The organism is Mesorhizobium sp. ES1-3 (assembly GCF_020164795.1).
In the GTDB taxonomy this organism is placed as follows: Bacteria; Pseudomonadota; Alphaproteobacteria; order Rhizobiales; family Rhizobiaceae; genus Mesorhizobium.
The window spans coordinates 20,446-33,597 of sequence record NZ_JAIUGW010000002.1; the positions used below are offsets into that span (position 1 = coordinate 20,446).

Annotated in this window: 12 protein-coding genes; 9 read left to right on the forward strand and 3 right to left on the reverse strand. The window is 63.0% G+C overall.

Features of this window, described 5'->3' with window-relative positions:
* Positions 1 to 39: 39 nt before the first annotated feature.
* Genes xth through erpA form a run of 3 tightly spaced genes read right to left on the reverse strand, consistent with a single transcriptional unit; the run spans position 40 to position 1,589 of the window.
* Positions 40 to 834: an exodeoxyribonuclease III gene (xth, locus tag LB536_RS03150; protein WP_140761417.1), complete on the reverse strand. Its 795-nt coding sequence runs from the start codon at positions 832 to 834 to the stop codon at positions 40 to 42.
* 7 nt (positions 835 to 841) lie between these two features.
* Entirely contained in the window at positions 842 to 1,234 is a 393-nt protein-coding gene (locus LB536_RS03155; RefSeq protein ID WP_224590095.1) for a VOC family protein, read from the reverse strand.
* A gap of 7 nt (positions 1,235 to 1,241) precedes the next feature.
* Complete coding sequence (gene erpA / locus LB536_RS03160) at positions 1,242 to 1,589, reverse strand: iron-sulfur cluster insertion protein ErpA (protein ID WP_140701617.1); 348 nt, start codon at positions 1,587 to 1,589, stop codon at positions 1,242 to 1,244.
* 76 nt (positions 1,590 to 1,665) lie between these two features.
* Between erpA and LB536_RS03165 the strand changes: the two genes are divergently transcribed.
* The 9 genes from LB536_RS03165 to tatC all read left to right on the forward strand — a co-directional run bounded on the left by LB536_RS03165 (position 1,666) and on the right by tatC (position 13,089).
* Entirely contained in the window at positions 1,666 to 2,880 is a 1,215-nt protein-coding gene (locus LB536_RS03165; RefSeq protein ID WP_224590096.1) for a deoxyguanosinetriphosphate triphosphohydrolase, read from the forward strand.
* A gap of 61 nt (positions 2,881 to 2,941) precedes the next feature.
* A complete protein-coding gene (argS, locus tag LB536_RS03170; protein WP_140808804.1) occupies positions 2,942 to 4,699 on the forward strand; it encodes an arginine--tRNA ligase in 1,758 nt (585 codons plus the stop codon).
* Between the two features lie 103 nt (positions 4,700 to 4,802).
* Positions 4,803 to 8,210, forward strand: coding sequence for an SPOR domain-containing protein (locus LB536_RS03175; RefSeq protein WP_224590097.1), 3,408 nt, complete (start codon positions 4,803 to 4,805; stop codon positions 8,208 to 8,210).
* Between the two features lie 165 nt (positions 8,211 to 8,375).
* The gene (gene nagZ, locus LB536_RS03180) at positions 8,376 to 9,395 is read left to right on the forward strand and encodes a beta-N-acetylhexosaminidase (RefSeq protein WP_224590098.1); all 1,020 of its coding nucleotides are present in this window, start codon (positions 8,376 to 8,378) and stop codon (positions 9,393 to 9,395) included.
* A gap of 61 nt (positions 9,396 to 9,456) precedes the next feature.
* Positions 9,457 to 10,260: a segregation and condensation protein A gene (locus tag LB536_RS03185; RefSeq protein WP_224590099.1), complete on the forward strand. Its 804-nt coding sequence runs from the start codon at positions 9,457 to 9,459 to the stop codon at positions 10,258 to 10,260.
* Entirely contained in the window at positions 10,257 to 11,012 is a 756-nt protein-coding gene (scpB, locus tag LB536_RS03190) for an SMC-Scp complex subunit ScpB (protein ID WP_140808798.1), read from the forward strand. The genes LB536_RS03185 and scpB overlap by 4 nt, the downstream gene beginning before the upstream one ends.
* A 179-nt stretch (positions 11,013 to 11,191) precedes the next feature.
* Positions 11,192 to 11,413, forward strand: a complete 222-nt coding sequence (locus LB536_RS03195; protein WP_015317533.1) for a twin-arginine translocase TatA/TatE family subunit — start codon at positions 11,192 to 11,194, stop codon at positions 11,411 to 11,413.
* Positions 11,414 to 11,443: 30 nt separating this feature from the next.
* Entirely contained in the window at positions 11,444 to 12,217 is a 774-nt protein-coding gene (tatB, locus tag LB536_RS03200) for a Sec-independent protein translocase protein TatB (protein WP_224590100.1), read from the forward strand.
* A complete protein-coding gene (gene tatC / locus LB536_RS03205; protein WP_140808794.1) occupies positions 12,214 to 13,089 on the forward strand; it encodes a twin-arginine translocase subunit TatC in 876 nt (291 codons plus the stop codon). The genes tatB and tatC overlap by 4 nt, the downstream gene beginning before the upstream one ends.
* Positions 13,090 to 13,152: the final 63 nt, after the last annotated feature.

Consider the following 13,152-nt stretch of genomic DNA (forward strand, 5'->3'; position numbering starts at 1 on the left):
CGATATGAGGTCCGGACGATTCGGCTGCAGACGGGTGCGTCAGGCGGGCTGCAGCGCGAGGTCGATCGCCACCGGGACATGATCGGACGGTTTTTCCCAGGCGCGCACATGCTTTTCGATCGACGCCGACGAGAACCGGTTCGCGGCTTCCGGCGACAACAGCAGATGGTCGATGCGGATGCCGTTGTTCTTCTGCCAGGCGCCGGCCTGATAGTCCCAGAAGGTGTAGGTGTCCGGGGCATCGGTGACCGCGCGCACGGCTTCGGTGAAGCCGAGGTTCAGCAGCCGCCGGAAGGCCTGCCGCGTCTGCGGCTGGAACAGCGCATCGCCCAGCCAGTTCTCCGGAAACCGCGCGTCGATCGGCTCGGGAATGACGTTGTAGTCGCCGGCCAGCACCAGCGCCTCTTCCAGCCTCAGGCGCTCCTGCGCCCACCGCTCCAGCCGGGCCATCCACGACAGCTTGAAGGGGAACTTCTTCTCGTCATCGATCGGGTTGCCGTTCGGCAGATAGAGCGAGGCGACGCGAAGCGCCCCCTTGTCAGTCGAGAACACGCCTTCGATGAAGCGCGCCTGTTCGTCGGCATCGTCGCCCGGCAGGCCTTTGATAACCTCGTCGAAACGCAATTTCGACAGCAGCGCGACACCGTTGAAGCCCTTCTGGCCATGGGTTTCGACATTGTAGCCAAGCGCCTCGATCTCGGCGCGCGGGAACTGGTCGTCGACCGTCTTGATCTCTTGCAGGCAGACGATGTCGGGTGCGCTTTCGGTCAGCCAATGGGTAAGGTTGCCGATGCGGGCGCGCACGCCGTTGATGTTCCAGGTGACGATTTTCATGACGGTCTCATTGTTCCTGCGGCGAAAGGCGTTCGACGAGTCCGACCGTATTGCCTGCGGGGTCCTTTATAAAGGCCATCCATTCGCTTTCCCCCGGCGGACCGAACTGGCCTTCGGTGTCGCGATGGACCAATGTTGGCGGCGCGGTGAAGGGAATGCCGGCTGCCTTTGCCTCGGCGTGGAAGGCTTCGAGGCCAGCGATGTCGAGATAGATGGTGCCGGCCGGGATGCCGTCGGTGAACAACAGCCTGACATCGCCGGCCATGATGAAGGCGATGCCGGGCGGATCGAACCGCGCATGCACCTTCATGCCGAGAACATCACGCCAAAAGGCCACCGTCGCGTCGAGGTCGCGACCGGCGGAGAGCGCAACCTGACGAACCGCCCCAGTTGCGGGCATCTCGGTCCTAGATGGAGAAGCTGGTGCCGCAGCCGCAGGAGGCGACCGCATTCGGGTTTCTGATCTGGAACGACTGGCCCATCAAATCGTCGACGAAGTCGATGACCGAGCCGCCCATATAGACCAGGGACAGATCGTCGATCAGCACCGTTGCGCCATCCTTCTCGATGGCGACGTCGTCGTCGTTGCGAGCATCGACCAGATCGAATTTGTAGGAAAAGCCCGAGCAGCCGCCGCCTTCGACAGAGACGCGCAGCGCTGTCTTGCCGGCTTCGGCCGAAACAATCCTGGCGATCCGCTTGGCGGCAGCCTCGGTCATCTCGACTTTCATGGCGGTCTTGGCATCCGCGCCCATGGGCGTCACCTTGCTTTCGGTTTCACATGATAGGTATGAAGCGCGACGGGGCAAGTCAACTGCGGCGGCATCAGCCATGACAAATGAGCTTGGCGACATCGGATTCGGCTATCGGCCGCGCGCGGCCTATGCGACGGAACCCGCGCGCTCGCGCGGCCGGCTTTTCGACGAAGCCGAGAGCCCGACCCGCACGCCGTTCCAGCGCGACCGCGACCGGATCATCCATTCGACGGCCTTCCGCCGGCTCAAACACAAGACGCAAGTCTTCATCGCCCATGAAGGCGACCATTACCGCACGCGGCTGACCCATTCGATCGAAGTGGCGCAGATCGCGCGTGCGCTGGCGCGGGCGCTGCGCGGTGACGAGGATCTCGCCGAGGCGGTGGCGCTGGTGCATGATTTCGGCCACACGCCCTTTGGCCACACAGGCGAGGACGCGCTGAACGAAAAGATGGCGGCGTGGGGCGGCTTCGACCACAACGCACAATCCCTGCGCATCGTCACGAGGCTGGAGGCGCGCTACGCTGAATTCGATGGGCTCAATCTGAGCTGGGAAACGCTGGAAGGCCTGGTCAAGCATAATGGTCCGCTCACCGACAGCGGCGGCAAGGGCCTGAAAGGGCCGGTACCGCAGGCGATCCGAGATTACTCGCAATTGCAGGATCTCGAACTCGACCGGTTCGCCGGCATCGAAGCGCAATGCGCGGCGATTGCCGACGATATCGCCTACAACACGCATGATATCGACGATGGGCTGCGGTCAGGGCTGCTGACGCTGGACATGCTGAAGGCCGTTTCGCTGCCTGGAACGATCCTGAAGAGCGTGCGCGAGCGCTATCCCAGGCTCGATGGCGTGCGCACCGGCCACGAATTGATGCGGCGGCAGATCACGGCCATGGTCGAGGATGTGATCAAGTCAACGACCGCCAATCTGGAACGGATCGGGCCGCTGAGCGCCGATGCGGTGAGGGCGGCGGGCGAGACGATGGTGACATTTTCGGCCGAAATGGCGGAAGCCGAGAAGGAACTGAAGGCCTTTCTCTACAAGCATCTCTACCGGCACGAGGAGGTCATGCGGGTGCGCGCGGACGCCGAGCAGATCGTCAGGGACCTGTTCGATATCTATTTCGCCGACCCACGCGCCATGCCGGACGGCTGGCGTGAAGGGTTGGACCGCGCCGAGGATCGCATCAAGGCGCGCAGCGTCGCCGATTTCCTGGCCGGCATGACCGACACCTACGCCCTCAAGGAACACAGGCGTTTGTTTGACCGCACCCCGGATTTGAGCTAGGGCGGGCTCGATTTGCCGGCCAAAGGGCCGGATTCGTCATAAAGCCACCAGAGCATACACCATGAACATCTTCGCCGATTTCACAGCGCGAGTCGTAAAGGCTGTCGAAGCGCTTGACCTGAAAGACAAGGACGGCGTTTCGCCTGATCTGTCGCGCATCGCCGTCGAGCCGCCGCGCGACGCCAGTCATGGCGATCTCGCGACCAATGCGGCAATGGTGCTGGCCAAGCCAGCCGGTCAGAACCCGCGTGCGCTGGCCGAGAAACTGGCGGAAGCGCTGCGGGCCGACAGCGATATCGCCGCCGCTGACGTCGCCGGTCCCGGCTTCGTCAATCTGCGGCTCAAGGACGGTTTCTGGCAGGCGCATCTGTCGGCGCTTCTGGGCGAGGGGCGCAACTACGGCCGCTCGACGATCGGCGCCGGCCACAAAACCAATGTCGAATATGTCTCGGCCAACCCGACCGGGCCGATGCATGTCGGCCATTGCCGGGGTGCCGTCGTCGGTGACGCGCTCGCCAATCTGATGGCGTTCGCCGGTTACGACGTGACCAAGGAATATGTCATCAACGACGCCGGCTCCCAGATCGACGTGCTTGGGCGCTCGGCGATGCTGCGCTACCGCGAAGCGCTTGGAGAAGATATCGGCGAGATTCCGGCAGGGCTTTATCCCGGTGACTATCTTGTCTCCGTCGGCCAGGCTCTGGTCAGGGAGTTCGGCCGTTCGTTGCTGCAGATGCCGGATGACGAGGCGCTGGCCATCGTCAAGGACCGGACCATCGATGCGATGATGGCGATGATCCGCGAGGATCTTGCGCTGCTCAACGTGCATCACGACGTGTTCTTTTCCGAACGCACGCTGCATGCCGACAATGCCAGGAAGATCCGCTCGGCGATCAACGACCTGACGCTGAAGGGCCATATCTACAAGGGCAAGCTGCCGCCGCCCAAGGGCGAGAAGCCGGACGACTGGGAGGACCGCGAACAGACGCTGTTCCGCTCGACGGCCGTCGGCGACGACATGGACAGGGCGCTGGTCAAGTCCGATGGCTCGTTCACCTATTTCGCCGCCGATGTGGCGTATCTGAAGGACAAGGTCGATCGCGGCTTCGTCGACCTGATCTATGTTCTCGGCGCCGACCATGGCGGCTACGTCAAGCGCCTGGAAGCCTTGGCGCGCGCGATTGCCGGCGACGACGTCAAGCTCACCGTCCTCTTGTGCAATCTGGTCAAGCTGTTTCGCGATGGCGAGCCGGTGCGCATGTCGAAGCGGTCCGGCGACTTCGTGACGCTGCGCGAGGTGGTGGAAGAAGTCGGACGCGATCCGATCCGCTTCATGATGCTCTATCGCAAGAACGATGCACCGCTCGATTTCGACTTCGCCAAGGTGACCGAGCAGTCCAAGGACAATCCGGTGTTCTACGTGCAGTACGCCTCGGCGCGCTGCCATTCGGTGTTCCGCCAGGCGAGCGAACAGTTGGGGGAGGCGAATTTCGATCGCAACAGCCTGGCGGCCGCGGCAACGTTACTGACCGACGAAGGCGAAATCGGCCTGATCCGGAAGCTCGCCGAATATCCGCGCCTGATCGAATCCGCTGCTCTTGCGCTCGAGCCACATCGGCTGGCATTTTATCTCTATGATCTGGCTTCCAGCTTCCATGGACACTGGAACCGTGGCACGGATAATCCGGACTTACGTTTTGTTAAGGTTAACGACCGACAATTGACGCATGCCAGACTAGGGCTGGTGCAGGCTGTTTCGGATGTTCTGACGTCCGGCCTGACGTTGATCGGGGCCGCCGCGCCCACCGAAATGCGTTAGGTTTGACTAAAAAACCTGTCACCTTTTGCCCACATTGCGCTGGTAAGGGCCAACCCTGCGCGACGTCCAAGGCGTCCGAATGAGTGCGAGTTCGGGAACAATAATGGCAGACAGAACCCAGCTGAGAGCAGCCGACAACAACGACATCGCCAACGATGATCCGTTCGCGGAACTGACCAGGATCATGGGATTCGACCCGCGCCAGCCGGTCAAGCCGCAGGCGCCGGCAGAGCCGAAAGCCGCTGTCACCGACGAGACTGCGGGAGAGGGCGATTTCGACATCGACCTCGAGAAGGAACTGATGGGCGAGTTCGACGCCGCCGAAAGCGTTGCTGCTCCAGTTGTCGAGGCTCATGAGCCGGCATTCGAGCCGATGGCCGTCGATGTGGCGGACGACGATCTTGCGCTGTCGCTCGATGACGATTTCCGCCTGGACATGTCGGATGCCGATGACCAGGCGGTCGTCGCCAGCCATGCGGAACCTGGCGCCTCGGAAGCTGTGCCGTCCGTCGAGCCTGCCTTCGACGCTGATTTCGACAATGCCGTCGCCAGTTCTCTAGAAGACGTTTCGCCCTTCGACGACGATCTGCCGATGGAGGACGAGCTTGCCGCCTCCCTCGACCAGGATTTCCATATCGAGGACGAGGCCGCCGAGACCCGGTCTGCCGTTGAATCGCCGGTTGCCGGAGCGCCGGTTTCCGAAGTGCCGGTGGCCGTCGAGCCGGCCTCCGATGATGAATTCGACGATGCGGTCGCGATCTCGCTCGAAGACGAGCTGATGCTCGACGACCATCCGGCGGATCAGCGCCAAGAGGCTGCTGTCGAATATCCGGACCCTGTACTGGCCGCAGCGAATGAAACCCAGGCGATCTCCGACGAGGATTTCGTGGGCCACTTCGACGATGCCATGGCCGATGTCGACGTGGATTTTGACGTTCAGGCGGATGAGCCAGGGGCTTTTGACGAGACGCAAGCGCACGAGTTGCTTGCCGATGCCGTCGACACGAAGGACCAGAATCCAGACGCCGTTTCGGATGACGCTTCCGACCTGAATTTGGAGGAGGCGTTTGCCCAGCCTGCCGAAGAGCCCGTCGCTGAAATCGCCACGGCTCCGGCGCAGCCGGCAGCGCCCGTGGCAACCATTGCGCCGCCGGTGCAAGCACCCATCGAGGACGAACGAAGCCTCGAAGATGAGTTGAACGCGCTTCTTGGCGCCATGACCGCGCGCGCGGTGCCGCCGGCCAAGGAGTTGGCCATGGCTCAGCCAGTCGTCACTCAGCGAACCGCGACGCCCGTTCAGCCGCCTCTAGCCGCGACCGCGAAGGCCGCGGAGGAACCCGCCGATCTTGTTGGTGACCTCGACTGGGACCTCGATGAACCAGGATCCCAGGATGTGCATCACTCCGGCTCTGCCCAGGCCGCCGACGCCAACCTCGACGACCAACTGCTCGATGAACTTCAGGATCAGGATTTCGGCTCGGATGAACAGGGCGATGTCGATATCGACAACGATGCCCTCGACGCCGCCCTGGCCAAAAGCATCGATCCGCGTGACGAAACAGTGTCCCGGCGGGATCAGGCCGATTCACTCGATTGGCTGGCGGATCGCTCCGCACAGTCGGAGCCGGCCCGTTCTTGGAGCCGCGTGACACCGGTTCCCCAACAGCCGGCATTTGCCGCGCAGCCTGCCGCCTCTATGGGGGGCAGGACGGCAGCACCCGAAGTGGCCACAGTGCCCACAGTGCCGGTTGCAGCTGCTCCCTATTTGGCTCCGGTCTCGGCACCGCAGTCCTCGCCTTATGAAGAGATGCCCGATGTCGAGACGGTCGATGTGCCGGAGCGCGTCGTGGCGCTGGCCGACGATCTCGACATTCCAGAGTTGCATTTCGAGGAAGATGAGCCGGCAGCATCCGGTTATGACGATCTCGACGCCGAATTCGCCAGCCTTCTGACTGAAATGAATTCCGTGGAGGTCGCGCCTGCTGCCGCCAGCGCTGCCGCTTATGCCGACGAATCCTACAATGCCGGGTTCAACCAGGGATATGGCGCCGCCAATCCAGGATATGACGCTGCCAATCCGGGATATGATAGGATCAATCCGGGATATGGCGGGGCCAATGAAGAGCCCAGGCAGGCCTATCAACCGGAAGCGCGGACTTATGCGGCACGGCCGGCGGAAATGCCTGCTCGGGCTTCGGCTTCGGCCTATGCCGATGCTGCCGAAGGCTTCGACCTCGACAAACTGCCTGGTAGCCAGCCGGTCTCGCAGGCGGACGATTTTACCGTCGATGAACTCGACTACGATCCCGAACTGGACGAAGCGATGTCGGTTCCGGGCTTCGGCGAGCGGGAAGCCGCACGGCCGTCGGGCCGGCGCGGCCTGTTCATTGCCGCGATTGTCGGCGCCGTGGCGGTCGCTGGCGGTCTTGGCGCCTTCGCGCTGTCTTTGGGCGGCAAGGGCGGCAGCGAAGCTCCGGTGATCGTCAAGGCCGACAATTCGCCGATCAAGGTCAAACCGGAAAATCCGGGCGGCACCGTGGTGCCGAACCAGGACAACAAGGTCTATGACGCGGTGGTCAAGGGCGCGAAGCCCGCCGAGCCGGTCCAGCAGAAGCTTGTCACCAACGTCGAGGAACCGGTGGACGTGCAGGCGAAGGACCCGGCCCGCGCCGTCGATCTTTCTCCCGATCAGAACGCTGCAGCCGGCATGGATGGCGGTGGCGAGGTTTCGACCGCTGGCGCGGCCCCGGCCGACAATGCGGCGCCCGCGCCGAAGTCGGAGGATCGCATCGCGCAGGTCCTGCAGGAGGCCGACAAGGGCACCAACAACGATGTCGTTGCCGTTGCGCCGCGCAAGGTCAGGACCATGGTGGTCAAGTCCGACGGCTCACTGGTGGCGCGCGAGGACCCGGCACCGGCGGCACCGCAAGTGGCCGCGGCGGAGCCGACCGATCCGGCGCCACAGCATGTGGCGCCTGCCGGCCAGGCTGACGCCAACCAGGCTGACGCCAACCAGGCTGGCGCCAACCAGACTGGCACCGACCAGACTGGCACCGTGGCGTCCGCCGCCGCGCAGGCCGACGATGAGCCGGCTCTGAAGCCCGCCGCCAAACCTGCCAAGGCTGAAGCCAAGGCGCAGTCGGCCAACACGCCAGCCAAGGTTGCGATCGCGCCGCAGCGCCCGTCCGACCAGCCCGTCGATGTGGTCGGCGAGGTCAAGCCCGATCAGGTTGCTTCCATCGATCCGGCCGCGACCGCGACCGGCAGCGGTTCGTGGTCGATACAGATCGCTTCGCAGCCGACGGTGGACAGCGCCCAGTCGACCTACCAGGATCTGCAGCGCCGCTATGGCAGCGTGCTTTCCGGCCGTACGGCCAACATCGTCAAGGCCGAGATTGCCGGCAAGGGCACGTTCTACCGCGTCCGCGTTCCGGCCCAGTCGCGCAACGATGCCATCAATTTGTGCACCAGCTACAAGGCTGCGGGCGGCAACTGCTTCGTATCGCGTTAGACCTCGATCCAATCCTTCAAAGCCGGCGCGGCCCAAGGCCGCGCCGGCTTTTTCATGTGGCGATATTCATATGTCTGACTTTTTCATGTGGAAGCGTGTCTTGTAGCCCGCCGCATGCGGTCAGGGACGATTCCCTTTGATCGCGCGAAGCCCTAGACTCCTGAAATGACCGAATCAAAAGCCATGATCCTCGGCTGTGCCGGGAAATCGCTCACCCGCGAAGAAGTCAATTTCTATCGCAACGAATGCCCGTGGGCCTTCATCCTGTTTGCCCGCAATATCGGCGAGGCCGAGCAGATCCGCGATCTGGTCGCCGAGATGCGCGATTGTATCGGGCGCCCGGACGCGCTGGTGTTCGTCGACCAGGAGGGCGGCAGGGTACAGCGCCTTCGGCCGCCGCTGGCGCCGAACTATCCGGCCGGCGGCGCGCTTGGGGCGCTGTGGCGCGATGACCACGACGCCGGTGTCCGCGCCGCCTGGCTGATGGCGCGGCTGCATGCCTTCGATCTGCTGCGCTATGGCATGTCGGCGGATTGCCTGCCGGTGCTCGACGTGCCGATCGAAGGGGCCAGCGATGTCATCGGCGCGCGCGCCTATGGCAAGGATCCGCGTCCGGTCATCGAACTCGGCCGCGCCGCCGCCGAGGGCCTGATGTCGGGTGGCGTGCTGCCCGTGATGAAGCATATTCCGGGGCATGGCCGCGCCTTTGCCGACACGCATTTCGAACTGCCCGTCGTCGACGCCTCGTTCGGCGATCTGCAGCGGCACGACTTTGCTCCGTTCCGTGAGCTCAACCATCTGCCGATGGCAATGACCGCGCATGTCGTCTACAGCGCGATCGATCCCAAGAACCCGGCGACGACTTCCGGCAAGGTCATCGACGAGATCATCCGCCGCGAGATCGGCTTCGATGGACTGCTGATGAGCGACGACACCTCGATGAAGGCACTTTCTGGGGATTTCCCGACAAAGGCGGCCTCGATCCTTGCGGCGGGCTGCGATCTGGTCCTTCACTGCAATGGTGTTTTCGAGGAGATGGCGGGCATCGCATCGCGCACCACGGGGCTTGAGGGCAAGTCGCTGGAGCGCGCCAAGCGGGCGATGACCTATATAAGCAAACGCGACGCGGCCGAAGAAACCGAAATCCGTGCCGAATTCGCCACCTATTTCGATGCGGTGGCCTAGCAAGAGGAAGTGACAGGCAGTGGCGGAAGCATTGGAAAGCAAGGCCGCGAAGGCTGCACCGATGGACCGTCTGTGGGCCGAGAACGATGAGTCACGGCTGACGGGCGACCCGTCGCTGGTCGTCGATGTGGCCGGCTTCGAAGGCCCGCTCGATCTTCTCTTGCATCTTGCCCGCACCCAGAAGGTCGATCTGGCGCGCATTTCCATCCTGGCGCTGGTCGAGCAATATTTGACCTTTGTCGAGACGGCGCGGGCGCTGCGGCTCGAACTTGCCGCCGACTATCTGGTGATGGCGGCGTGGCTGGCCTTCCTCAAATCGAAGCTCCTGATCCCCAAGCAGCCGGGCGAAGAGGGCGAAAGCGGCGAGGAACTGGCGGCGGTGCTGCAATTCCGGCTGAAGCGGCTCGAAGCCATGCGCGATGCGTCGGCGCGCCTTGTCAACCGCAACCGGCTCGGCCGCGACGTGTTAGCACGCGGCATGCCGGAAATGGTCATCATCGAGAAGCGCAACACCTATTCGGCTTCGCTTTACGATCTCTTGACCGCCTATGCCCAGCAGCGGCAGAAGCAGGCGATCACAAATGTGACGATTGCCCGGCGCGGCGTCTGGTCACTCAAGGACGCTCGCGACATCCTGACCCGGCTGATCGGCTCGCTGCGCGACTGGACGACGCTCGACAGCTTTCTCATTCAATATCTGACCAGCCCGCAAGAGCGGCGCACCGCGATCGCCAGTTCGTTCGCGGCCACACTGGAACTGGTGCGCGAGCGCAGGGTGGATATGCGGCAGGACGAGGTGTTCGCGCCGATCTATCTGCGCGACCACCGCGCTCAGACGATCAAGGCAGTCGAGGTGGCATCATGAGCGAACGCGCCAACGCTTCGGTTATTCCTTTCAAGATGGACGATGAGCCGGAAGAGGGTGAGATCGACCAGATTTCGGTACAGAATCCTGCCGAGCGGCTGCATATGGCGGAAGCCGTGCGCATGGCCGAGGCGATCGTGTTCGCCAGCGCCGAGCCCGTCAGCGAAAAGCAGCTCGCCGCACGGCTTCCCGATGGCATCAACGTTGCCCTCGCCATGACAGAGCTGCGGCAGATCTACGCCCGGCGCGGTGTCAATCTGGTGCGAGTGGGCGACGCTTGGGCGTTCCGTACCGCCGGCGACCTGGCCTTCCTGATGAGCCGCGATACGGTGCAGCAGCGCAAGCTGTCGCGGGCGGCGCTCGAGGTGCTGGCGATCATTGCCTATCACCAGCCGGTGACTCGCGCCGAGATCGAGGACATCAGAGGCGTCGAGACTTCGAAGGGGACGCTGGATACGCTGCTCGAGACGGAATGGGTGCGCATGCGTGGCCGCCGCAAAACGCCCGGCCGTCCCGTCACCTATGGCACCACCGAAACCTTCCTCGATCATTTCGCGCTCGAGGAGATCCGCGATCTTCCGGGTATGGAGGAACTGAAGGGCGCCGGTCTGCTTTCAGGCCGCATGCCGTCGAACTTCTCCATCCCGCAGCCGCCGGCCGATCCCGACGTGCTGACCGAGGACGAGGATCCGTTGACCGACATCGATCTCGAGGAGCTCGGTCTGCTGACGCCGCGCGTCACGGAAGATTGACCACAAGCGCCTATCAAAAGCCGTCTTGCGGCTTTACATGCGCCGTTTGGTAGCGGGCGGCATCGCCGAAAATGCGTGACATCCGACACCCTTTCATAAACTCTGTCGCGGTTGTGTTTGAATCCCAACGCGAAAACGCATAGATCATCGCCAGGGAAACCATTCGAGAGAGATTTGCTATGGGTTCATTTTCGATTTGGCACTGGATGATCGTACTGGTCATCGTGCTTCTGGTGTTCGGCCGCGGCAAGATCCCGGAGCTGATGGGCGACATGGCCAAGGGCATCAAGAGCTTTAAGAAGGGCATGGCCGACGACGACGTCGCCGACGACAAGCGCACCGTCGAACACCGTGCCGATGAGACCGTTTCGGCCGCGAAGGAAAAGGCCAGCAAGAGCTGAGCCAAAGAGTTCTAGTCGGAACAGATTGCCATGTTTGAAGTCGGCTGGACCGAAATGCTGGTGATCGCGATCGTCATGATCGTGGTCGTCGGGCCAAAGGATTTGCCCAACATGCTGCGCACCTTCGGCCGCACGACGGCGAAGCTGCGCGCCATGGCGGGCGATTTCCAGAAGCAGTTCAACGAGGCATTGAAGGAAGCCGAACTCGACGACGTCAAAAAGTCAGTCGACGAGCTCAGGGGCCTGAGCCCGGTCGCCGAGATCAAGAAGCAGCTCAATCCGTTCGAGCAGGCCGCGGCCGATGTACGCGCCGGCGTCGACGCCGCGATGAAGCCGAAACCAGCCGCCGATCCGTCGGCGCCCGTCAATTCGACGCCACAGGTGGCCGAGCCGTTGAAGAACGGTGCAACGACCATGCCTGGCGTCAACGGCCCTGAAGCCACGACACCAGCCCCGATTTTCCCGGCGATGACCGATGAATCGGTGGTGACGGCATCCACGGAATCCGCAGTTGCGCCGAAGGCAGCTAAGAAAACCTCCAGGACGGCACCGGCTGCAAAAGCGCCGTCCAAGGCCTCGGCGTCCACAAAGGCGGTGACGGCAAAGGCCGCACCCGCGCTGGCGGCAAAAGCCGCCCCCAAGGCATCGACAAAGGCCACGACAGCGGCAGCGTCTGCCACCGCGGCTGCGACGAAGCCGGCTGCCGTCAAGTCGACTGCCGCCAAGGCTGGGATGAAAGCCGAACCGAAGCCTGCTCCGGCGAAGAAGCCGGCAGCCAAGAAGACGGCTGGAGCCGCCAAGTGAGCGTTTCGGACAAGGAAAAGGACGAGATCGAAAAATCGTCGGCGCCGCTGATGGAGCACCTGATCGAGCTGCGCAGGCGACTGATCTGGTCGCTCGGTGGCTTCTTCGTAGCCTTCCTGGTCTGCTTCTTCTTCGCCAAAAGGCTGTTCAACCTTTTGGTCGTCCCGTTCAAATGGGCGACGAAGTGGGCGGGGCTCGACCCGCACAAGGTCGAGCTGATCTACACCGCGCCGCAAGAGTTCTTCTTCACGCAGGTCAAGCTCGCCATGTTCGGCGGCATGGTCATCGCCTTTCCGCTGATCGCCACGCAGATCTACAAATTCATCGCGCCTGGCCTATACAAGAACGAGCGCAATGCCTTCCTGCCGTTCCTGATCGCGTCGCCCGTCCTGTTCCTGATGGGCGCTTCGCTGGTCTATTTCTTCTTCACGCCGATGGTGATGTGGTTCTTCCTCGCCATGCAGCAGACCGGCACGGACGACCAGGTACAGATTTCGCTGCTGCCGAAAGTGTCGGAATATCTCAGCCTGATCATGACGCTGATCTTCTCCTTCGGCCTGGTGTTCCAGCTGCCGGTGGTGACCAGCCTGATGACGCGCGTCGGCATGCTGTCGTCCAAGGCGCTGGCCGAGAAACGCAAATGGGCGATCGTCATCGCCTTCATCGTTGCAGCGGTGCTGACACCTCCGGATCCGATGAGCCAGATCGGCCTGGCCCTTCCGACCATCCTTCTCTACGAGGTCTCCATCTGGGCCGCGCGGTGGATCGAGCGGGATCAGGAAAAACAGCGGCTTGCACGCGAGAAGCAGGAAGCGGGCGAGACCGTGGCGGATAAGGCGCCGGACGAGCCTCCCGCGCCTGCTGCCTCGTAAGGCATCAGCGGCGGCGGAAAACGACAACCGCCGCCCCGCCTCATCTTGCATCGATCAAGGATG

Excerpts from the sequence above, each read along its gene's own strand:
- nagZ (WP_224590098.1), top strand. The coding sequence starts at position 8,376 with ATGACCGAATCAAAAGCCATGATCCTCGGCTGTGCCGGGAAATCGCTC.
- xth (WP_140761417.1), bottom strand. The coding sequence starts at position 834 with ATGAAAATCGTCACCTGGAACATCAACGGCGTGCGCGCCCGCATCGGC.
- argS (WP_140808804.1), top strand. The coding sequence starts at position 2,942 with ATGAACATCTTCGCCGATTTCACAGCGCGAGTCGTAAAGGCTGTCGAA.
- LB536_RS03155 (WP_224590095.1), bottom strand. The coding sequence starts at position 1,234 with ATGCCCGCAACTGGGGCGGTTCGTCAGGTTGCGCTCTCCGCCGGTCGC.
- LB536_RS03165 (WP_224590096.1), top strand. The coding sequence starts at position 1,666 with ATGACAAATGAGCTTGGCGACATCGGATTCGGCTATCGGCCGCGCGCG.
- scpB (WP_140808798.1), top strand. The coding sequence starts at position 10,257 with ATGAGCGAACGCGCCAACGCTTCGGTTATTCCTTTCAAGATGGACGAT.
- erpA (WP_140701617.1), bottom strand. The coding sequence starts at position 1,589 with ATGGGCGCGGATGCCAAGACCGCCATGAAAGTCGAGATGACCGAGGCT.
- LB536_RS03175 (WP_224590097.1), top strand. The coding sequence starts at position 4,803 with ATGGCAGACAGAACCCAGCTGAGAGCAGCCGACAACAACGACATCGCC.
- LB536_RS03185 (WP_224590099.1), top strand. The coding sequence starts at position 9,457 with ATGGACCGTCTGTGGGCCGAGAACGATGAGTCACGGCTGACGGGCGAC.
- tatB (WP_224590100.1), top strand. The coding sequence starts at position 11,444 with ATGTTTGAAGTCGGCTGGACCGAAATGCTGGTGATCGCGATCGTCATG.
- LB536_RS03195 (WP_015317533.1), top strand. The coding sequence starts at position 11,192 with ATGGGTTCATTTTCGATTTGGCACTGGATGATCGTACTGGTCATCGTG.